The sequence below is a fragment of the Lysinibacillus sp. UBA5990 genome (genome assembly GCF_002429815.1).
In the GTDB taxonomy this organism is placed as follows: domain Bacteria; phylum Bacillota; class Bacilli; order Bacillales_A; family Planococcaceae; genus Lysinibacillus; species Lysinibacillus fusiformis.
Window position 1 is genome coordinate 68,966 of record NZ_DJAY01000003.1, and the last position, 20,281, is coordinate 89,246.

Here is a 20,281-nt window from a genome sequence, read left to right on the forward strand (position 1 = left end):
TTAAAAATAATAATTTAAAGGGTTTTTTGACGTGATTTTTTATGATAAAAGAAAATGAATAATAATTTTGATTGATTTTTTGTGAAGGACAAATTATTCTAGGAAAAATGAATTATTATAATAATCTAATTGTTGACTATATTTAGAAAAATATATAATATACTAATTATTATTAAAAATGTATAAAAATGATAGATTATACTTTCTGTTGAAAAAGGGGGGCTAGTATGGCAAGTTTTTTACGAACAAAATCGATTGAACAAGCTAACAAAATAACTGAGGTAGAACGCTTCAAACTTAAACGTGAGCTGGGATCATGGCAATTAATGCTTTATGTTCTAGGAGCGACAATTGGGGCAGGAATATTTGTACTACCTGGAACAACAGCTGCCTTACATGCAGGTCCCGGGGTAATTGTTTCTTTCTTAATTGGTGGGATTGTGACAATTGCAGTTGGACTAGCCTATGTGGAATTTGCGGCAATGACCCCCGTCGCCGGGAGCGCCTATACCTACTCCTATATTGCATTAGGTGAAATTATTGCATGGATGATTGGGTGGGATTTATTATTAGAATTTACGGTTATAGCGAGTACCGTTGCAGTTGGTTGGAGCGGTTACGTAGATTCATTTTTACAATCTGTAGGCATTCATTTACCAGACGTTCTTACAAAGGATATAGCTCATGGAGGGATTGTTAATCTACCAGCTGTAATTGGTTGGCTTATTGTGGCCTGGATTGCGTTGAGTGGGATTAAGAATGTGGGGCGTTCGAATACATTATTTACGATTGCGAAGGTTGCAGCGATAATCTTATTCCTTGTTATTGGTACTTTCCATGTTAATCCTGTAAACTGGTCACCATTTACACCATTTGGATGGTCAGGTGTCATGGCTGGAGCAGCTTTAGTATTCTTTGCCTTTACAGGTTTTGACGGTGTGACAACAGTGCTGGAAGAAGTAAAAAATCCACAAAAAACAATACCAAAAGCTTTGATTGGTGGCTTGAGTGTTTTAACACTTATTTACGCTCTTGTGGCAGCGATTTTGACAGGAATTGTACCATTTCCTGATTTAGATGTTCCAAACCCTACAGTGTTCGCACTGCAATCTGTAGGTATTCAATGGGGAGGTGCTATCGTTGCAGTAGCAGTTATCTTTGGGTTGCTTGCTACAATGATTGCCAATACAACAAGTGCTACTCGTGTACTCTTTGCCATGAGCCGTGATGGACTTCTTCCTGAGCGTATTGCTCAAACTAATAAAAAGACAGGGGTTCCTGTCCTATCAACTATTATTGTTGTACTAACAGGTATTCTGTTGTCAGGATTCTTATCCATTGGAGAATTAGCTGAGTTTGCGAATATCGGAGGCTTAACGGCATTTGCCTTAACGACAATCAGTGTTATTGTTCTTCGTTACACACGACCAGATCAACCACGAGCGTTTAAAGTTCCAGCTATATGGCTGGTAGGAATCGTTGGTGTAGGAGGTTCATTAGCATTAATCTTTAGCCTGCCATTATTTACGATTCTACGCTTTTTCATTTGGTTGCTAATTGGGTTAGTTATCTATATATTGTATGGATACAAACATGCAAAAATTGGCTCTACCCATGAGAAGCAATAATGAAAGATTCCATCCCCCTTTAGTGCATCTAGAGGGGGATTTTCTATGTTTAAATTCAAATCACATATTTATAAAGCTCTACATAAAATAAATTTATACTTCTTTACAAGCCCAAGCATCAATCTCGACCTTTATAGCCGGAGCAGCCAGTGCTACTACGTACAGTAAGGTTGTACATGGAAGATGTCCTTGTAAAAAATCATTAATAATTTCTTTTCGTTGTTGAGCCTCCATATCGTCTACCAAGTAAAACACGAGCTTTGTAATATCTTGAATATCCATATTGGCATGATCAAGATTTTTCCGAATATTATCTAGTGCTATCTTCAATTGGGCGACCGGATTCTTAGGTATTGATCCATCAATCTCCATGCCAATTTGTCCAGATAATGTTAACCATCTGTTTGTTCCTGTAACTTCGATCTGATGTACATAAGGGGCAACAGGTAGATGAATGTTTTCAGGATTTCTACTAATTTTCATTGAATACATCTCCTTTTCTATTATTCATTTTCATCTCTCCATTAAAATAGCATAGAGTAATCATAGATAAAAGTAATACAAATACCATTATAAATGAACTTACAAATTGGATATGTCGATTCAAAGAGTTATAATAGATTCATAAAATATAGGCTTATACGCTGATAAAGCATTCAAAATAGATAAAAGTATTAACTTTTTAATTTGACTAGACATACAATTCACTTCACACCCTTAGGTTTTATACAGATACTTCTAAAGAAACATGAATTTCGTCTTAATTTGAAGGTGGATGGCTATACTCATTAAATGAGAGGGAAATTTTTACATAAGAATGATGCGTATTGATGTAAATTAATGTTTACTACTGATGTTTAGTTATTAGTGCAACCTTAGGTGGCAAAGGCAGCGAGGCCGTTTTGTAGAAGGAGTGAATAAATGAATAATTTCTTTCGGAGTAATGGATTTAAACGTTTTATCATTCTAGTTGGAATTGCTGTTGCATTATATTTAATGCGAAGTATGATCAACTTAATTTTGCTTACGTTTATTATTACCTATTTGATGAATCAGCTTACTACGAAGACAACGAAAAGCATAAGAAAATACACACCGATGAATGAAAAAGCTGTTACTGTAACACTGTATTTGTTACTTGTCGCTGGTATTGTCGCTGTGATTTATAAATACTTGCCAATTGTCACGCAGCAAATCACACAGCTTTTTGATCTTATTGCCAGCTTTAACCTCGATCCAGATGACAATGAGATTGCGAGATATTTGGCTCCAACTTTTGAGAAGATTGAGCTTGGCAAGTATTTAGAACAGGGTGTGGATATAACTCTTAAAAATATTACGAATATTGGTAAAATCATTATGCAAATTTTGATTTCCCTAATATTGAGTTTGTTCATCTTGTTGGAGAAGAAACGAATCATTGAATTTACGGCAAAGTTTAAGGATAGTAAAATAGGACCTCTTTACGATGAACTGCATTATTTTTCAAGAATTTTCATCCGTTCATTTGGTAAAGTAATTGAGGCACAGTTCATCATTGCTGCTGTTAACTGTGTATTATCAGTGATTGCCCTTTCGATTATGGGCTTTCCACATCTAATTGCTCTTGGGATTATGCTCTTTATCCTTGGCTTAGTGCCAGTTGCGGGTGTTATTATTTCATTAATCCCCCTCAGTATTATCGCCTATAGTATTGGTGGCTTAATGTACATTGTCTACATTTTAGTAATTGTTATGGTCTTACATGCGATTGAAGCCTATTTCTTAAATCCAAAGCTTATGTCAGCCAAGACAGATTTACCGATTTTCTACACATTCATGGTCATCCTTTTCTCAGAGCATTTCCTTGGTGTATGGGGATTAATCATCGGTATCCCATTATTCATGTTCTTACTTGATATTCTAGGGGTTACTTCCTCAGAAGAATCTAAACAGAAAATGGACGTTGATGAGGATAAAAAATTAATGGAGTAAAAATAGCTTTACATAAGGGATCATCTTGTACGAAGAGATGATCCTTTTTTACTTTCAGGCTTAGCTCATTTAAGATAAGTAGGGGGGTGTTTTACAATGATGGTAAAGGGACAGAAGGTATATTTAAGGGAAATTTCTGTTAATGATAGTGAAAGCATTGAAAGATGCTTTCAAAATGAGGAAATCATGTATATGACAGGGACTCGTAACTTGCTAACAAAAGAACAAATTAAAGAGGCTATCTACCGCTTTAAAAAAGATTCTACTCGTTATGATTTTGCTATTTGTTTAGTAGATAATGATCAAGTAATTGGCGATTTAGCTATTATGGAAGTGGATTTGGAAAATAAAAAGGCAATGTTTCGTATAGCCTTACATGAGTTAGAGGATTGTGGCAGAGGTCTTGGATCAGAAGCAGTTCAACTTGCTCAAAAATTTACTTTTGAGGAGCTATGTCTGAATCGTTTGGAACTACAAGTTTATTCTCATAATATTAGAGGGATCAAATCCTATGAAAAGGTTGGCTTCAAAAAAGAAGGTGTATTGAGGCAGGCATTATTTATGAATAATACTTTTTCAGATGAAATCATTATGAGTATTCTTCTGGAAGAGTATAGGGAAATATCAAAATAGAAACTAAGCCAGCACAGAGAATATATGTGCTGGTTTTAATTTTGCTAAAAAGAAAAAAATGTTAATAATGTATAAAAAGGTATGTTATTATAGTTATGAATCTTTGTTACAGGAGGCGGTCATTATGACAAATTCATTTATTTTTATCGTTCAATACTGGGGGAAAACGCCCTATTAACAAAGTGTTTAGCGTTTCCCTAAATTAGGAAGGGGACCATATATGTCTAGCAATACTGTAAGAATTGAAGAGGTAAATAATAATAATTGGTATGATTGCTGCCTGTTAGAAATATCAGAAGAGCAAAGGGATTATGTTGAATCCAATGCTATTTCTATTGCGCAATCAAAGTTCGAACCGACTTTAAAGCCGTATGCCATTTACAATGAAGACAAAATTGTTGGGTTTTTAATGTTCAATGCTGTAAAGGAAGAGCTTGGCGGGTACTGGATCTATCGCATAATGATTGATCGGCACTTTCAAGGCAAAGGTATTGGCAAAGAAGCCACAAAGCAAATAATAAATGAAATAGCTAAGTTACCGGATGCTACAAAGGTTGTAGTAGGCTATCATCCAGAAAATAAAGCCGCGCATCATTTGTATGCAAGTTTAGGCTTTGTCGATTATGGTGATCGTTTCGGTAAAGAAATGGCTGTTATTCAATATTTAACTGAATAAGTTGAGGAAAGGGACCTGTATAAGTACAAGGTCCCTTTCCATTTAAGCATCGCCAGAAGAGGCAATTATTCGTGGGTTTTTTTTAATATATCCGTAAATAAGCAAGGCTGTAATACCCTCTGCCACTGGGAAGGTCCACCAAATTGCCTGAGAGCCAAACACTTTAGGCAGGAGAATAAGTGTTGGGATAAATAAAATAATACTCCGAAGTAACATAATAGTTGTGGCAATACGAATTTTTTCGATAGATTGAAAGAATTCGGCAAGTACCATATTGATACCTAAAAATACATAGCCTATAGCAAAATGAACAAAGCCCTGAGTTGCCATATGACGAATTTCGAATGAGCTATCTCCGAATAAAGCCATAAGCTGTGAAGGGAAAAGCATAGCTATAAGGGCTGTTGTTAATCCTAAAATAAAAGCCGTAGCTAATCCAATTTTTAGTAATGCTGTTAACCTCTCAAGTAATCTTGCCCCATGATGATAGCTAACTAATGGCTGTAGAGCCATGCCAATACCTAAGAAAATCATTAACAAGACTGTATGGATATAGTTGACCATTGCATAGGCAGTCACACCGTTTGCCCCTAAATAGTGTAAAAAGGTCACATTATATAAAATAATAATAACCGCTACAGAAGCCTCGACAATAAAACTAGGTAATCCGATAGCGAAAATTTTTCTTAAATTTGTCTTATTGAAGAATGAAGAGACAAATTTTAATTCAGACTGTGGGCGGAAAAAATGAAGACATAGTACAGCTGTACCTATAATAGTAGCTATTGCTGTTGCTAAAGCACAGCCTGTTACACCATAATCTAGAACGAAGATAAAAATATAATTTAAGATAATATTCAATACAGATGTTGTAATTAAACCCAGCATAGCTAGCTTTGGATTACCATCATTGCGAATAAAAATACTTAAAAGATTTTCAATTGTATAAAACACTCCAAATAACAAAATAACGTGTAAATACTCTTGCACATATGGATAAGTATCATCACTTGCCCCGAATATATAAGAAATATCTTTTAAATTAAGCGCAAGGAACCCGATAATTGTTAACACGACCACAAGCATTGTAGTAAACGCCAACGTAAAGAGCTGATGGGCTCGTTGCTTATTGCCTTCCCCAACAGAAATGGAATAGAGTGTAGCTCCACCCATCCCAATCCAAAGAGAAATAGACAGTAGAATAGAGAAAATCGGAACAGCAATATTAACGCCTGCTAACGCTGTAGGGCCCACGCCGTGACTGACAAAAATCCCATCCACTAAAATATTCACTGACATTAGGAGCATGCCAATCATTGCTGGGAATAAATAGGATAAAAACAATGGTTTGAGCGGCCTTGTTTCAATTGGATTAATGGTTGTCATGGACATGCACCTCCAAGACCATTACTTTTTCCCCTTTATCATCCAGTTCACCATTAAATATAAAGCCAAACTGTTTATATAGCTGAATAGCTACTACATTATTGTCATAAACACTTAAATATATTTTGTGACAGCTGAATTTTTCTGTTAAGTAATGTATAAGCTGCTGTAAAAAATGTTTACCCAAACCTTGTCCCTGATAGCGTTCATCAATTAAATAACGATCAAGCCAAACTCGTTGACTATGATCATCATGAGGAAATACGCCATACATAGCGAAGCCTGTTACGGTGCTATCCTTATACAAGCCTAAAGGTGTAAAGCGCCGATCCACCTCCGCCTCTGCTAAGCATTGGTCTGTACTTTCGATAAAATTTTGCTGATTGTCAGCAATACGTAATGCTAATATTTCTTGTTTGTTAAAAGCTGTAATGTCACGAATCTCCGTGAACATAATGTCAAAACCTTTCTATTTTTATTGTGAATAGGTACAATCTAAAGTATATAGTTACTATATAGTCAAGAGAGGATACTCAAAAAATGCTTAATAAAAATGTAAAATATTTTACAACTGGCGAATTTGCTAAAATATGTAAGGTTAATAAACAAACTTTAATTTATTACGATCAAATTGGCTTGCTATCTCCCGCTATGAAGGATAGCAAAGATTACCGGTATTATTCACTCGCACAATATGACTTTTTTGACGTCATTGAGTTATTAAAGGCTGTTGGCATGTCTTTGAAAGATATACAGCAGTATATGGCAGAGAAGTCACCTGAAAATTTTTTAGAATTGATGCATCAACAAAAGGAAATTGTCGCGAAAAAGCGGCGAGAACTGGAGATGATTGAAGGCATTATTGATGTCAAAATTAATTTAACGGAGGAGTCTCTACAACTAGATTTTGATAGCATTACAATTGAGCATTTTCCAGAGGCAACCTTGTATTTAAGTCGAAATATTGAGGACTCAACGGAAGAACAATTTGTTAAGGCTGTCTCTGATTTTATTGATGAATTGGATCGCTCTCACTTAGACACGGGTTATCCCATTGGTGGCATTACCAAAAGGGAGCAGGTATTAGCAGGTAATTATGATAATTATAGTTACTTATATATTGAGCAACCACACCCGCAGGAAGGTCATCCTTATTTTAAAGCGATTGAAGGAAAGTTTATTGTTGGATACCATATAGGAACGTCTACGACATTGGGCGAAACCTACAAGCGTTTATTCCAGGTCATGAGAGAAAAAGGTTATGAACTGGGGCAATATGTTTATGAGGAATATATTTATGATGCGGTTATTAAAAATCGTGAAGAGGAATATATAACAAAAATTATGGTAGAAATAAAAGAAGGTTGTTGATGCATCTCTGCCTATCAACAACCCCAAACATACTTAATGCAAAGTTAAGTTTATTTCCGGATGTGCCTTTTGTATTTTATTTAATTTATTGTCTTGGATTCCTTTTAAATTTTTATCGAAAAAGCCAAGTGATAATTCATTAATCAATTTATAAATTGCATTTACATCTGCCCCAGATTCATTAATAATCGGCGAAACGGCCGCTAAATCTGTAAAACTTCCGTGATTTGTTTTTGGAATAATAGCTGTGTAGACACCAGGCTTTTCTATTGTTTTATTTCGTAGATAAGCTTCTGCAAACAATTCATCACGATTACCAGGTTGCTGGTTATATGCTTCTTTCATAAAGTTAATGGATGCCTCAGCATTCATCAGCATAAAAGGCTTTTCAGGACCATTCTTTGGCATTGAATCGCCATATACCCCACCATCCATATTAATGGCTGCTTTAATACGATTATCCTTTACTAGCATTTGAGCTGAAGTAGCACCGCCAAAAGAATGACCTAGCATACCAATGCTATCATAGTCAATTAGTGAGGCTATTGCACGAAAGTTCTTATCAAAATCGCCTTTAATGACTTCATCTAAAACAAATGATGCATCCTGCTCCCAAAGATGGATTCGATTATTCAAGAATGTAATGGTGTTTTCAATTGGTGTAAAATCAACCCGATCACCATCGGGGAATATTGTTGTTGCCGCATCACCTGTAAAGTTAAGAGCAACGACAATATAGCCATGACTCACTAATTCTTCTAGTTGGAAGGTATTTTGTCGACTATATAAACTCATACCGTGTGCAAATAATAAAAGTGGAAATTTTTCTTTAGACTTTATAGCTGTCGCATCTTGATAAGAATGGGTTTTCGTCAGTCCTAAATGCGTTGTTGCGATATTGGGAAAACCCTGTGTCGCTGCTAACTGTTGTGTTAACGCATCTATATCTTTAAAGTAGGGTGAAGGTTTTCCTGTCTCTTTTTCAGCAGGATAATAAACTTGAATCATCAGTTCGCGATTCACCTGATGATTAGGTACAACAAATTCTTTGCGATTCTTATCGGTCAGGTGAAATGTCTGTGTTCCTACTGTGTATTTTCCTGTTGGTTCAGGAAAAGACATGATTGGAAATAACGTTGGTAATGTGAACATTGTAATAGTGGCCACAACAATACCTGAAGTTTTAATTATTTTCATCCTTAATTTTTTTGAAACAATTGTACTTTTTGGCTTCACAAAAACTTGCAATGTTAATAACATCAAAACAAAATAAGCAGGGATCATGCGCCAGTTAGCACCAATAGTCATAATTGTTCCTATTAACAAAACATAATTGATAGCTATCATAATAAGATTTATTGTAGTTACCCCACGTTGTCTAAAAGTTAGTGAGATACTCGATAGTATTAAAATAAGTGTAAATAGTACTTCTAAGGTTTTCATCATTTATCTCCTTTTTCATACATACGAATGTATGTATTAGATTAAACATATTTTTAAGTATATATACATACGAATGTATGCATTAGATTAAAATAATAAACTACATATAGTAGTTTATTATTCCTGCACTTTATCAAATAATGCTAAAAAAACATCTTTCAATTCATCATTCATAATTGGTATGCCAATTCCTTTGAACATCAAACTTATATGTTCAATTTTATGAATAAATTCGGCTCGGCTTACACGAAATATTTCAGGATTCATCCAAATGTCAAAAAGCATTGTAAAAGTTTCAGCTGCTTGCTTCGGGAAAGCAACTTGCAGTGAGCCGTCTTGATTACCCTCATCAATAATTTTTTGAATTCCTGGTGCAACAACCTGAATTCCTTCTGTGATGCGGCTATAAACAAACTCGGCAGAATTCATTTTCAAATGAATCGAGGATAAGTTTTCTTCCTTTCCGCTTTGAGAAATTGAGAAAGAAATGCCTTGTCTTAAACGCTCTAAAGCATTTAAGTTTTCCAAATCTGAGATGTCATTAAAATAATTATTTGCTGTTAGCATTTCCTTTGTGATGGCATCAATAACATCAGCACGCGTTTTAAAATGATGATAAAATGCTCCTCTAGTAATATCCCCTACATCATCGACAATTTCTTGAATCGTTACATTATCCCAACCATTTAAAGTAAATAATTTAACAGCTGATTCAATGATTCTTTTTCTCGTAACTTCTGGATATTTATTTCTGGCCATAAAATATCTCCTTATAGATACATTCGAATGTATTTATAATAATAGGCGCACCCTTCCAAATTGTCAACATGATACGATTTATGAGAATTGCTGAAGAAAACTAGAAAAGAACTAGTAAAGTAAGTAATTTATCATATATTTTGAATTTAAATAGAAGTAAAATCCGAGTGTTTTTAGGCAAAGTAAAACCAAACTCTAATACATAAATGACTTCTTGACGATACATTAGTAGAGAAAAAAGTAGAGCATTATCCGATATATTTTTCTAAGCTTGGAGGAATAGATATGCAAATATGGGTTGATCGATGGACGCAATTATTAAAACAGCTTGAACAGCAAGGTGCTTGGACTCATCCACTGGAGATAAAGCCTATGGCTACTGTGCATGAACTATCAATGGTAGAGATGCGGCTCGGCGTTCCGATTCCTTCTGAGTTCCGTGATGTATTACTTCATTGTTCTCGACAAGTGGGGGTATATTGGTCTTTACCTGACGAGGCACTACTTCCTATTGAGCTGGAAGACACACCTTTAGGTGATTTTGGCTGGAGCTTGGAAGAACTCGAATTCCCTGATTTTGGCGGAGACAGTGATAATGCAAAAGAACAACTATACCTACAATTTCATACGGCTGGCAATGGTGATGCGCTTCTTATTAAGATTGAGGATGGTTCCGTTTGGTATTGGAGTCATGAGGGGGGTGAGTATGACCTTCTTGCCTTTAATTTTAAAGATTATGTAGAGAGAGCTACAACTTTAGGATGCATAGGGGCAGATTGTGGATTGTATCTACAGTTTTGTAGTGAAGGTGGACTAGATTTAAGTTTGACCACTTCTCAAATCTGGCTAAAGTGGTTTGAACAATATTTAACTTCAACGTGGGAGAACGTTATGTATCAACTGGATACTTTACTCATATATGTATCGATGCATGGCATGGGGGATACTAGGGTTCGAGAAGCATTTACACGGTTAAATACTGGGGAAGTGTTTGCCGCACTTCAAAATCAAATTGAACAATCACGGCGTTTAGCAGATAAAGAAGTATGGTGCAAAGTGCTAGTAGAGGTTTGTGCAACAGAGGCAAGTCATTGGGTGATGACACTTTGGGAAGACCAAAATGATTTGCCTAATAGTATTAGAGATTATTTAACCGCCTACTGTCTACCAGAAGAGGTGGGGTTGTCACTTGTTCTTCAAGATATTGAAAAAAGGGGAATTGAATCTTATACAGCTTTACATCGACTACGTGATTTTCATAACCCAAGAACAATAGCATGGATGAAACGTTATGTTTCTTTTCCGATAGAGGGGTGGGATACGCTTTTAGTAGAATCACAGCCGAGTGCAGAAACTTTATTTGAGTGGTTGAATGGTAGGGAAGTAGAGCGTCAAATAGCGATACGAGCCGTATGCCAAATGTTGCAGCAAGGAATTAAACCGACAACTTCAGTGGATATGGAGAAATGGCTGTCATTGCTTACGTTTTGGAAGGACAATGAAGTACTACGAAAACATAAACAATTTTTTAGCCAAGCTCTAGAGGCATTGAACTTTGGTGAAATCTAATAATTGTAAGGGGGAGAAATAATTGAACAATTTCACTATATTCGCTTCTATGAATAATACAAAAGAAATCGAATGTAAGATTTTCGATGTTTTTAGTAAAGGTTTTGCTATTGAAAAAAACGAAGATAACTATCTTATAAAATCTAAAGCATTATTTAACAAATATAAATTGATGGTTAGGGTGATGTCTGAAGATACAAACTCAGAATACTTTGTGAATAATATCCCTGGAATGATGAGCTATTACAACAGTATTCCATTTGAAGATAACCATTTAAAAGAATTAGTTTTAACGCAAATTTCTGTGTTAAATATAGTAATTGCGATCGAATGTGAAAAAGAAATAAAGGATGAACAAATGCAGTTATGTTTGAGCCTGCTATTAACCATTGGAGGAATTGGATTTTTATCAAATGGTACCTTGTTAGACAAAGAAGGTGCAGTCATTGTTTATCCTGATGGGCAATCAGGGCCATCCAACTTTAGGCCTTATGCTTGTACACAGAAGGTGAGGGGACAAGAGGCGACATCGGAAGAAGGTCATCAAAGAAAGAATAAAACGATAGCGTATTTAAAAGAAAACGGTATTCCATACACAGATTCACTCCCGCAACTTCCGCTAATTGGAGCTTGTCAGCTTAAAGCCAAAGAGGATATTGCTAGGAGAGCTGTAGCTTTACTAATTGTTATTCAATTTGCTTGTGATGTGGCACAAGGAGAAAATGTTGAAGAATCAAGAGATTTCTTCATCAATATGTTGCATAAATATGAAGTGGAGGCAAATCTAACGGACAATGAAAGGGCCTTTTTATATGATCAACAACCAAATGCACAAGAAGCCATTAATATTTCATGGCAATATGAAGCTTATTGGATACTGATTTGGGTACTGGGATTTGTTAAAGAGCTTGATTTTCCTGATGAAGTATGTGATTGTGAGTACGCTATTCAAGTTATTTCTAACTGCGAAACGTTTGAGCAATTTTATCTTCAAATTATGATGCGTAGTCAGAAAGAAATAATGGATGAAGCCGACAAGATATTCAGATTACACTGGGCGTGCGTAGATAGTCGTATACAAGAACGACCGGCTCCTGTTGGAATGAATGAAAGTATTGTTATGGAAAGACGTAGAGCCTTATTCTGGTTGATCGGTCATCAAAACGAAGAGTGGGAAACGATATCAATGGATACTTAGAAAGTAATAGCAAACTAGGATACTAGTTTGCTATATTATAAAGGTTATTTTACATATGTTGGTTTATTCACCTTATCAATTAAAAGAATACCATCATATTGATCACGTGGAACAAGGCTTTCTTGTATAACTCCCCAGCTATAGGATAAGCGAGGTTCAAACATCCATGAATTACCACGTTCATTTTGACGACTACGTAAATCAATGAATGTGTAAGGTTTGTTGGCTGAAGATACAATATCTTCGATAGATCCTTTTATAGGTGGTAAAACGGCCATCGTCTCACCCATATTATTGGCAGTTTCTCCGCTTGTCATATATAGACCTAATACATAGCTATATTTTTTGTAGATATCTGGTAAACGTTCACCCATTAATTTAACTGGATATGGGGAGCCCATTAGGTCTGATTGTGCCTTACGAACATGGTCATTATGCGCCCAAACGATAAACTTTTCTGTTGGATAAACTTCTTCAGCTAGCCAAAGTAAATTCTCCATCATCGCCTGATCACGCCACTCCATTGTTGTTAAAAATGATTCATATTTATTTTGCTCCATCTCAATATTGGACTGAATTGTTAGCTCTACATATTCGTCTGCCAAACGGATACGGTCCGCTAAAGTGCGTTCCATTAGTTTTACAATGTGAAGTTCATTCGGATAAGCCTTTTGAAGCTCCTTTTCTTTCGTCTGAACTTGAGATTTTACTTGTTTATACACGTTGATAATAGCTACTTTTTCTTTCTGATAGCCTTTTAGATCTTTACTAGAGCTCCATTCTGCGAGTTGCTTCTCCGCGTCACTGAATTGCTGAGCCAATTGAGGGTTTTGCAGCCAATCCCCATTCGTAAATACCCCTTGCTGTTGAATATCAAATCCTGCTAGAACAAGAGGTTTCTCTGTAGCTTGAGTTGTTTTTGCGTATTCAAAAAGAGGCAATGTTTCCTTTGTCCACCATACTCCAAAAATAGCATCCTTCATCGTTTGTAGTGCAGCTTGTTTATCAATTTTTCCTTGGGCATTCATGACATCGCCCAGACCACTTTCGAAGGCTAAAACATTGTAACCCATTTCCTGATGTAAAAATTGTATTAAACGAGTTTTAGCGAGATTAAACTGTGCGACCCCATGAGAGCTTTCACCTAAAAAAACAATACGTTTATCGTGTAATAACGGTTTTAGCATTTCTAAATCCTCAAATTTACTAGATGGGATTTTCTGCGCACTAATTGCTTCAGGTTGGATGGAAGACAGGCTATACGCATGATCGTTCGCCCATTTCTTCCAATCCTGTAATGTCTCATTAGAAGTCCTAGTCTGTTGAACCACTCCGTATTTTTCCTGCTCTTTTACCGCAGGGGCAGCTGCTGAAGCACTAGTTATGCCACTGAATACGATTAGACTTGTCAGTGCTGTACTTAATAAAGCTTTCCTTTTTCTATAATGTTTCATTGAAAATCAGCCCTTTTCTTTATGTTGATCCTAAGTATAAGGGGCAAAGTTTAAAGCACAGGAGGAATTTGTTTAAATTTTGTTTAAATTTGGATGGATTGTTAAAAAAGAAAGCATCTCCATTTAAATGGAGATGCCCAATAGCTATTTATAATGATACGTACTAGCTCTAACATGGTTACGTTGAATCTGGTTGAACCACGCACGATCCTTTTCCTCTTGTTTTAGGGTACCAATAATGGAGGAGGAGCAGCTCACACAAATTTTTGCTTGTGTTATTTGTCCACATCTTTCACAAGGTGCACCCAAATTAGGGAAAATTGAATTTTTTAACTTTCCGGTTTTGACCCATTTATACAGTAGCTCAGATGATACACCTGTCAAAGTCACAACCTCTTCGTTTGTTAAATAACGATTATTTTTTCTTAATAAAAAATGATGCAGTTCTGAAAAAATATCCTCTTCTCTCACATCTATCTTTTTTTGAAATAGCAACATAACTAGTCCTCTCCTCGTCACATCAATTCATGCTTTCTTTAATGGTTATAGGTTGTTCATCATATTTATAATTTTCCCAACGATTCCGTGCTAGCTTTCGATATTTTGGCGAGACATTCTTATCGGCAATTAATCTTGAAAATCCTTTTTTAGCTTCTGTCATATCACCAAGTCGGAGGCTTAGCTCGGCATGTAAAAATTGAATTCGCTCTCCACCTTCCTGGTTAGATGCAAATGATTTACTGTAAAAATCTCTAGCGGCAAAAAGGTAGCGTTTTTCTGATTCTTCGTCGTTTTTTAAACGATATAACCAGGCAATTTTTAATGCGAAATTTGCCATCAAAAGTGATTCTTCCATTGATGCGCGAGATACTAGGTAGGCCAGCTTAAAGCTTATAATGGCATCATCGATTGTACGTTCCTGACAGATATTCATAGGTTTCTGTAACTCTTTAATGTATAGTTCATCTATGAGCTGCATGAAAGGTCCGTATGTCCGCGTCATGGATTTATGGAAAGCAAACCCACAATGTGGGCACACAGCAACTTCATACAGCAAAGGGTTTAGGCCATCATAGACGGGCATGAAATCTGTTTGTTCCTCGATAATTTTATATCGATTTGGGCGTACTTTATACGTTGTAAAATGCTTTTTGCAAAATTTACAATCTACGCTACTTTCATAGTAGTAGATGTTAAATGCCATAAGAATCAACTCCTTTGCATGCTCTAGAATTATTATTTCTTTTGTTCTATTTATACGCAATCGATAATCGTTCAATGTATTTAATTCATTATCTATCATTTTAACAATTCTGTGTTCTTTGGTATACTCCTTTAGAATTATTAAATTAAAAATAATTCTTACATTTTTAGTTAAATATCATTAGAAATAAGCATGTAATAGTATTTATCGGTGTACTTAAAGTAAGTTATATAGTTCGAGTGGATTTTGTCGAATTATATACAATTTATTTTATAGACAATTCGAATTGTATAGTTCAAAAGTTTGGTGTGAAAGGGTGGAGGAAATGACATATAAAATAGTATTTTTTGATGTGGACGGTACTCTGATCAATTATGAGAATGGCGCTGTGGAAGAAAGTACAAGGCAGGCCATTCACCTACTACAGGATAAAGGGATTCATCTAGTGGCTGCGACAGGAAGGCCGTTATCCATGTGTGATGAGCTGAAAAGTTTGGGGATTGAAACCTTTATTACAGCAAATGGAGCATATGTAAAGCACAAGGATGTTGTCATACATAAAATTCTGATTGATAAGGGCATTGTTCAAAATGTTCAAGCTTTTGCACAGCAACAACAGCATTCCTTAACTTTTTTTACCGAACAACTTACGATGAATGCTATACAAAATCCGTTAGCCTTAAGTGCGATGCAAGAGACATTGTCTTTACGTGATTTTCCCGTTAGAAATGACAGCATTATAGATGAAGAGGTTTTTCTTATGTGTCTCTATGCGGATGAACAGGCTGGAAAAAGATTAGCTTGTCAATTTTCGAATATATTACAGCAACGATGGCATCCTTATATTGTGAATGTCTTACAGCATGATGTGTCCAAATCGATAGCTGTAAAGGCTGTACTAGATTATTTTGAGATTAATTCTAAGGATGCAATTGCTTTTGGAGATGGAGAGAATGATATAGATATGCTAGAGCAGGTTGGCCTCGGAGTTGCCATGGGAAATGGTAGCCAAGCTCTAAAAAATGCTGCAGATTTTGTTACAAAGAAATCCATTGAAGGTGGCATAGATTTTGCTTTACGTCAGTTACACATTATTTAACGATATATAAGGTAGTAAAGTGGATGCTTGAGAAACTCTTTGGATGATGGTTATGAATGTATAGAACAATGTGTTAGGTGGTTGGATAATGGCACAGCATGTGCAATCTCTAATTGAACATTACGGGTATTTTGGCATCATTGTGATCCTAATTGGAGGCATTGTTGGGTTGCCACTTCCTGATGAAGTATTTTTAACATATGTAGGTTATAGTGTTTATCGAGAAAGTCTTGAACATATCCAAGCGTTAGTAAGCGCTCTGATTGGCGCAATGGGAGGTATTACGTTAAGCTACTATATCGGCCGCCGATTTGGTTTACCGCTCTTGCAGAAATATGGGCCAAAGATTCATATAACTGAGCAAAAAATTGATTTTACTAAAAAATGTTTAAGAAAGTGGGCCCTTTTTTATTAATCGTTGGCTATTTTATTCCAGGTGTACGCCATCTGACAGCCTACATTGCGGCTATTAATAATTATCCATATAAGAAATTCGCTTTCTTTGCTTATACAGGAGCATTTATATGGACTTTCACATTTATAACATTAGGAAAAGTATTGGGGGAGAAGTGGCGTTTTGTTGGCTACTATTTGTCCCATTACAGTATTTATGTCATCTTATTGTTTGTCCTTGTCATGTTAATGGTTTATTATCTATTAAAAAAAAGAAACGTACAAAAGTAAAGTCGGTATGATTCATACCGACTTTTTGTTATGGCAAAATGGCAAATGATCGTACGGGGAATCCAGATGCTTTTTCAGGCTTAGGTACAATATTAAAAATAATAGCCCCTTTTGGAGGAAGCTTGTCCAAATTAGTCATAAGCTCAATTTGATAAGTGTCTTGATCAAGGACAAAATATTCTCCATCCAATTTGCCGCTTTGACGAAAATCAGTAGCAGAATCGGTATCAAAAGTTTCGTGACCGATTGCACTTACTTTACGTTCCTTAAATAAAAATTGTAATGTCTCCAAGCCCCAACCCGGAATATGATTATGGCCATCCACATCTTTATTACTGAAGGCTTCTTTATCGGGCCAACGCTTACTCCAATCTGTTCGCATTGCCACAAAAGTACCTTCTTCTATTTGTCCATATTGTGCCTCGAATTCTAGAATATCTTGTACACTGAGCGTAAAGTCATGATTACTAGTAGCCTCTTGTGATTTATTAATAACGATAAGCGGGAGAACGAGCTCCTTAAGCTCTAGTTCATCTAGAAAACGAGTATCTCTTACAAAGTGAATAGGTGGGTCAATGTGTGTTCCATATTGTCCGGGGAAAGTAAACTGCTGTGCGAAAAACCCATCATCATGAGAGAATAATGTTTCAAATTTAGCATCTTCAAACATGAAAAAATGAGGTGAATTTGGGCCGAAGGTATGTGTCAAATCGACCCATTGTTTTGATTTTAGTAAGTGCAATGCTTGTAAAAGTTCGTTAGACATTTAATTTCCTGCTTCCTAAAAGTAATGGTAAATAAAAAAGAGTCCTCTATAGAAGAGGACTCCCGGAATCAAACATGGGTAGTTCGCCTTCTCATCTTTCAGGCTTAGATTTTGCCAGAAGGAATTAGCACCATACTGATTGAGCTGGTTGCTGAGACTTCATCGGGCCGATCCCTCCGTCTCTCTTGATAAGAAATAGAATATAAGAATTTTCAGAAATAATATTACGATTACTTTAGCATATATTTTTATAGTTTACAACTTTGATAGGATTACAGGGTTAAAAATTTTATTTACCAATTCAAAATTAACGTTACTCTACAGCAACCACTATCCATGAGCTGTATTCTAAAATTGTCTGGTGTATAGTTGGTTTCGAATTTTGTAGTGATGCCTGTGGATGTAATCAATTTTTCGACCTCTGTTTTATTTGAAAGTTGTGCAGCATTTTTTAAATCATGCGCAAATTGTTGAGAACTATCAATTTTATCCGTAAGTAATTGCGCTTGCTGCATAATCGCCTTTATCCGCGTAGCTGAAGATATTAGTTTTTGTGTATTTACAGGGGGAAAGGGACTATTACTGGTCGGCATTGCTAAATGTTGAGAAAAAGGTCTAGCTGCAAGGTGATGGGCTGTCGACGGTATTGGGTAATGGTAGGGGTGAACAAAATACGGATAAGGATTATAATACAATTCAGTTCCTCCTATCCAAAAGCTGATATCTTATCTTATGTATCATGATCTTTTTAGGTGTTTGGATAAAAATATTCCTGTACAGGGTGTAAAATATAATATGTTAAATGACATGCTAAACAAAAAAGGAAACCATGGCGTGCTTCCTTTTTGTACTTTAACCAAGAACATTTAAAACATCATCTATTTTTTTGCTATGTGATAGGATTCCATAATTCATCCACGTTAAAAAGTCGACCTCATAAACACAGCTAGTCTTAACTGCACTTAGGTTTTTCCACACAGAAGATTTTAAAATAGTACGCTCTTCATGTTCATAAAAGGAGTGCTGCTTGTCAAAGGTGATAAATAAATGATCAGCGTCTAGTTGTAGCAGCTGATCTAATGTCAGGTGAGCTTTACGCTGATTAAGCGGTATTTTCCATACTAATGGATGAGGCGTTAAGCCTAAGTCTCGGTATAGGATTGGCCCTGTATAACCGCATTCAGGGCCGGCATACAGCGTAATGCCAATGGCTGAAATGCGAAGAAATGCCACACTTTGCCCGTAAACGGATTTACCGAGAATTCGTCGAGCCTTTTGTACCTTATCCTCATATTCCGTGATAATATCTTGCATCATAGCGGTTTTCCCTGTTAAGTCAGCAATTTTAAATAGGGTCGATTGCCAATCCTCCCCAGGGTGGTTTAGGTGACAGATTGGGGCCAGCTTATTTAAATGTAGGCAAGTTTCCCAACGCTCTATACCAGCATCTAACATAATTAAAGTTGGTTTATAGTGAAAGAGGCGATCCACTTCTCCGTACTGTACATCAATATCGGGCACATCCTGCAAACCTAAATAGTCTTGTTTTCCCCACTTGGAATGACTGAATTGAGCAATGGGTGTAATACCTAAAGCTACAAAGAAGTCCTCTAAGAACGGTGCGAATACACGTACATTATTGCTCTTACTTCGTCGGTATTGTCCTGGGGAAATTCCTACATGCTCTTTAAAACGACGATTGAAATAATATTCGTTATTAAAGCCAATGGACTGACTAATTTCAAATACACGATCATTAGTTGTCATTAATAACTGTTTGGCTTTTTCAATACGTATACTATTTAAATAATGAAGAGGAATCTGCCCCGTAATATCTTTAAAAATACGAGAGTAACTCCATCTTGGCACATCTGCCAGCTCTGATAACTGTTCAACAGTCCAATCTCTTCCAAAGTGTTTGTGCAAATATTGGATAGATTGCTTTACAGATTGACGATCATTTTGTAGAATGGGCTTCGATTGGTTTTGTTCAAAAATAAATAGCATCAATTCTTGGAAACGAACATGCTGCTCAAAAATAGTGTGTTCATCCTTTGCTTGACGACACTGATAAATAGCCTCTAATAGTCTATTGCATTGAGAAAAGGGAAGAAGTTGTAGTTCTCTAACACTTGTAAAGAGACTATGAGGAGCATGGGATTCACTTAGATAGATCGTGTTAAATGTCAATTGGTATAAACAGAGAGGTTCATCAGCAGTGTGAATTTCGACATGGCTATTAGGTGGAATAACCACACATTTTTCTTTCATAAGATGGATAGTTTCATGATTTGTCTTAAGTGTTCCGTTACCACTAATAAGGATGAAAAGCGAATAGTATGTATGGCTATATGGCTGCATATTCACTGAAAGAATAGTATATGAAATAGATTGTAAATGATAGATTTGTGTTAAATTACCCATTGTCCACGCACTC

19 protein-coding genes, 1 pseudogene and 1 riboswitch are annotated in these 20,281 nt (G+C 36.0%); of the genes and pseudogenes, 9 read left to right on the plus strand and 11 right to left on the minus strand.

Going from position 1 to position 20,281, the window contains the following annotated elements:
• Nucleotides 1–227: 227 nt before the first annotated feature.
• Nucleotides 228–1,628, plus strand: coding sequence for an amino acid permease (locus tag B3D94_RS01770; RefSeq protein ID WP_193833368.1), 1,401 nt, complete (start codon nucleotides 228–230; stop codon nucleotides 1,626–1,628).
• Between the two features lie 93 nt (nucleotides 1,629–1,721).
• Here the strand turns inward: B3D94_RS01770 and B3D94_RS01775 are convergent, their stop codons facing one another.
• Nucleotides 1,722–2,111: a RidA family protein gene (locus B3D94_RS01775; RefSeq protein WP_291754028.1), complete on the minus strand. Its 390-nt coding sequence runs from the start codon at nucleotides 2,109–2,111 to the stop codon at nucleotides 1,722–1,724.
• A gap of 438 nt (nucleotides 2,112–2,549) precedes the next feature.
• On the opposite strand from B3D94_RS01775, the gene B3D94_RS01780 reads away from it, so the two are divergent.
• The 3 genes from B3D94_RS01780 (at nucleotide 2,550) to B3D94_RS01790 (ending at nucleotide 4,911) form a co-directional block, all read left to right on the plus strand.
• Nucleotides 2,550–3,602, plus strand: a complete 1,053-nt coding sequence (locus tag B3D94_RS01780; protein WP_069482982.1) for an AI-2E family transporter — start codon at nucleotides 2,550–2,552, stop codon at nucleotides 3,600–3,602.
• Nucleotides 3,603–3,698: 96 nt separating this feature from the next.
• Entirely contained in the window at nucleotides 3,699–4,235 is a 537-nt protein-coding gene (locus B3D94_RS01785; protein ID WP_291754035.1) for a GNAT family N-acetyltransferase, read from the plus strand.
• A 220-nt stretch (nucleotides 4,236–4,455) separates the two neighbouring features.
• Entirely contained in the window at nucleotides 4,456–4,911 is a 456-nt protein-coding gene (locus B3D94_RS01790) for a GNAT family N-acetyltransferase (RefSeq protein WP_258269381.1), read from the plus strand.
• Between the two features lie 42 nt (nucleotides 4,912–4,953).
• Here B3D94_RS01790 and B3D94_RS01795 read toward each other — a convergent pair whose 3' ends face one another.
• Together B3D94_RS01795 and B3D94_RS01800 are read right to left on the minus strand one after the other, a co-directional pair.
• Nucleotides 4,954–6,297, minus strand: a complete 1,344-nt coding sequence (locus B3D94_RS01795) for an MATE family efflux transporter (RefSeq protein WP_291754045.1) — start codon at nucleotides 6,295–6,297, stop codon at nucleotides 4,954–4,956.
• Entirely contained in the window at nucleotides 6,284–6,751 is a 468-nt protein-coding gene (locus tag B3D94_RS01800; RefSeq protein WP_291754048.1) for a GNAT family N-acetyltransferase, read from the minus strand. Before B3D94_RS01800 ends, B3D94_RS01795 begins: the two co-directional genes overlap by 14 nt.
• An 86-nt stretch (nucleotides 6,752–6,837) precedes the next feature.
• Here B3D94_RS01800 and B3D94_RS01805 point away from each other — a divergent pair, with 86 nt between their 5' ends.
• A complete protein-coding gene (locus tag B3D94_RS01805; RefSeq protein ID WP_291754051.1) occupies nucleotides 6,838–7,668 on the plus strand; it encodes a MerR family transcriptional regulator in 831 nt (276 codons plus the stop codon).
• A gap of 33 nt (nucleotides 7,669–7,701) precedes the next feature.
• Here the strand turns inward: B3D94_RS01805 and B3D94_RS01810 are convergent, their stop codons facing one another.
• Together B3D94_RS01810 and B3D94_RS01815 are read right to left on the minus strand one after the other, a co-directional pair.
• A complete protein-coding gene (locus B3D94_RS01810; RefSeq protein ID WP_291754437.1) occupies nucleotides 7,702–9,111 on the minus strand; it encodes an alpha/beta hydrolase family protein in 1,410 nt (469 codons plus the stop codon).
• A gap of 117 nt (nucleotides 9,112–9,228) precedes the next feature.
• Entirely contained in the window at nucleotides 9,229–9,870 is a 642-nt protein-coding gene (locus B3D94_RS01815) for a TetR/AcrR family transcriptional regulator (protein WP_193833358.1), read from the minus strand.
• A 285-nt stretch (nucleotides 9,871–10,155) separates the two neighbouring features.
• On the opposite strand from B3D94_RS01815, the gene B3D94_RS01820 reads away from it, so the two are divergent.
• The gene (locus B3D94_RS01820) at nucleotides 10,156–11,439 is read left to right on the plus strand and encodes an SMI1/KNR4 family protein (protein WP_291754056.1); all 1,284 of its coding nucleotides are present in this window, start codon (nucleotides 10,156–10,158) and stop codon (nucleotides 11,437–11,439) included.
• Between the two features lie 22 nt (nucleotides 11,440–11,461).
• Nucleotides 11,462–12,637, plus strand: coding sequence for a DUF4272 domain-containing protein (locus tag B3D94_RS01825; protein ID WP_291754058.1), 1,176 nt, complete (start codon nucleotides 11,462–11,464; stop codon nucleotides 12,635–12,637).
• A 44-nt stretch (nucleotides 12,638–12,681) separates the two neighbouring features.
• Here the strand turns inward: B3D94_RS01825 and B3D94_RS01830 are convergent, their stop codons facing one another.
• The 3 genes from B3D94_RS01830 to B3D94_RS01840 form a co-directional block, all read right to left on the minus strand.
• The gene (locus B3D94_RS01830) at nucleotides 12,682–14,091 is read right to left on the minus strand and encodes an erythromycin esterase family protein (protein ID WP_291754061.1); all 1,410 of its coding nucleotides are present in this window, start codon (nucleotides 14,089–14,091) and stop codon (nucleotides 12,682–12,684) included.
• A 144-nt stretch (nucleotides 14,092–14,235) separates the two neighbouring features.
• Nucleotides 14,236–14,589, minus strand: a complete 354-nt coding sequence (locus B3D94_RS01835) for a hypothetical protein (protein ID WP_069482973.1) — start codon at nucleotides 14,587–14,589, stop codon at nucleotides 14,236–14,238.
• 22 nt (nucleotides 14,590–14,611) lie between these two features.
• On the minus strand, nucleotides 14,612–15,295 hold the full coding sequence (locus B3D94_RS01840; protein ID WP_291754065.1) for a DUF2225 domain-containing protein: 684 nt from the start codon (nucleotides 15,293–15,295) through the stop codon (nucleotides 14,612–14,614).
• A gap of 325 nt (nucleotides 15,296–15,620) precedes the next feature.
• Between B3D94_RS01840 and B3D94_RS01845 the strand changes: the two genes are divergently transcribed.
• Complete coding sequence (locus tag B3D94_RS01845; RefSeq protein ID WP_069483442.1) at nucleotides 15,621–16,394, plus strand: Cof-type HAD-IIB family hydrolase; 774 nt, start codon at nucleotides 15,621–15,623, stop codon at nucleotides 16,392–16,394.
• 88 nt (nucleotides 16,395–16,482) lie between these two features.
• Nucleotides 16,483–17,078 (plus strand): annotated as a pseudogene (locus B3D94_RS01850) (DedA family protein).
• Nucleotides 17,079–17,106: 28 nt separating this feature from the next.
• Here B3D94_RS01850 and B3D94_RS01855 read toward each other — a convergent pair.
• The 3 genes from B3D94_RS01855 to B3D94_RS01865 all read right to left on the minus strand — a co-directional run bounded on the left by B3D94_RS01855 (nucleotide 17,107) and on the right by B3D94_RS01865 (nucleotide 20,268).
• Nucleotides 17,107–17,844, minus strand: coding sequence for a cyclase family protein (locus tag B3D94_RS01855; protein ID WP_291754068.1), 738 nt, complete (start codon nucleotides 17,842–17,844; stop codon nucleotides 17,107–17,109).
• Between the two features lie 88 nt (nucleotides 17,845–17,932).
• Nucleotides 17,933–18,039, minus strand: a riboswitch (SAM riboswitch).
• A 98-nt stretch (nucleotides 18,040–18,137) separates the two neighbouring features.
• On the minus strand, nucleotides 18,138–18,539 hold the full coding sequence (locus tag B3D94_RS01860; RefSeq protein WP_069482969.1) for a hypothetical protein: 402 nt from the start codon (nucleotides 18,537–18,539) through the stop codon (nucleotides 18,138–18,140).
• 157 nt (nucleotides 18,540–18,696) lie between these two features.
• Nucleotides 18,697–20,268 (minus strand): helix-turn-helix domain-containing protein, encoded by a 1,572-nt coding sequence (locus B3D94_RS01865; RefSeq protein WP_291754070.1) that lies wholly within the window; start codon nucleotides 20,266–20,268, stop codon nucleotides 18,697–18,699.
• Between the last annotated feature and the right edge of the window lie 13 nt (nucleotides 20,269–20,281).

What these genes read in the sequence shown, in the direction of transcription:
- B3D94_RS01795 (WP_291754045.1), bottom strand. Translation starts at nt 6,297, where the DNA reads ATGACAACCATTAATCCAATTGAAACAAGGCCGCTCAAACCATTGTTT.
- B3D94_RS01785 (WP_291754035.1), top strand. Translation starts at nt 3,699, where the DNA reads ATGATGGTAAAGGGACAGAAGGTATATTTAAGGGAAATTTCTGTTAAT.
- B3D94_RS01830 (WP_291754061.1), bottom strand. Translation starts at nt 14,091, where the DNA reads ATGAAACATTATAGAAAAAGGAAAGCTTTATTAAGTACAGCACTGACA.
- B3D94_RS01790 (WP_258269381.1), top strand. Translation starts at nt 4,456, where the DNA reads ATGTCTAGCAATACTGTAAGAATTGAAGAGGTAAATAATAATAATTGG.
- B3D94_RS01800 (WP_291754048.1), bottom strand. Translation starts at nt 6,751, where the DNA reads ATGTTCACGGAGATTCGTGACATTACAGCTTTTAACAAACAAGAAATA.
- B3D94_RS01775 (WP_291754028.1), bottom strand. Translation starts at nt 2,111, where the DNA reads ATGAAAATTAGTAGAAATCCTGAAAACATTCATCTACCTGTTGCCCCT.
- B3D94_RS01810 (WP_291754437.1), bottom strand. Translation starts at nt 9,111, where the DNA reads ATGAAAACCTTAGAAGTACTATTTACACTTATTTTAATACTATCGAGT.
- B3D94_RS01770 (WP_193833368.1), top strand. Translation starts at nt 228, where the DNA reads ATGGCAAGTTTTTTACGAACAAAATCGATTGAACAAGCTAACAAAATA.
- B3D94_RS01780 (WP_069482982.1), top strand. Translation starts at nt 2,550, where the DNA reads ATGAATAATTTCTTTCGGAGTAATGGATTTAAACGTTTTATCATTCTA.
- B3D94_RS01820 (WP_291754056.1), top strand. Translation starts at nt 10,156, where the DNA reads ATGCAAATATGGGTTGATCGATGGACGCAATTATTAAAACAGCTTGAA.
- B3D94_RS01815 (WP_193833358.1), bottom strand. Translation starts at nt 9,870, where the DNA reads ATGGCCAGAAATAAATATCCAGAAGTTACGAGAAAAAGAATCATTGAA.
- B3D94_RS01805 (WP_291754051.1), top strand. Translation starts at nt 6,838, where the DNA reads ATGCTTAATAAAAATGTAAAATATTTTACAACTGGCGAATTTGCTAAA.
- B3D94_RS01845 (WP_069483442.1), top strand. Translation starts at nt 15,621, where the DNA reads ATGACATATAAAATAGTATTTTTTGATGTGGACGGTACTCTGATCAAT.
- B3D94_RS01865 (WP_291754070.1), bottom strand. Translation starts at nt 20,268, where the DNA reads ATGGGTAATTTAACACAAATCTATCATTTACAATCTATTTCATATACT.
- B3D94_RS01835 (WP_069482973.1), bottom strand. Translation starts at nt 14,589, where the DNA reads ATGTTGCTATTTCAAAAAAAGATAGATGTGAGAGAAGAGGATATTTTT.
- B3D94_RS01840 (WP_291754065.1), bottom strand. Translation starts at nt 15,295, where the DNA reads ATGGCATTTAACATCTACTACTATGAAAGTAGCGTAGATTGTAAATTT.
- B3D94_RS01855 (WP_291754068.1), bottom strand. Translation starts at nt 17,844, where the DNA reads ATGTCTAACGAACTTTTACAAGCATTGCACTTACTAAAATCAAAACAA.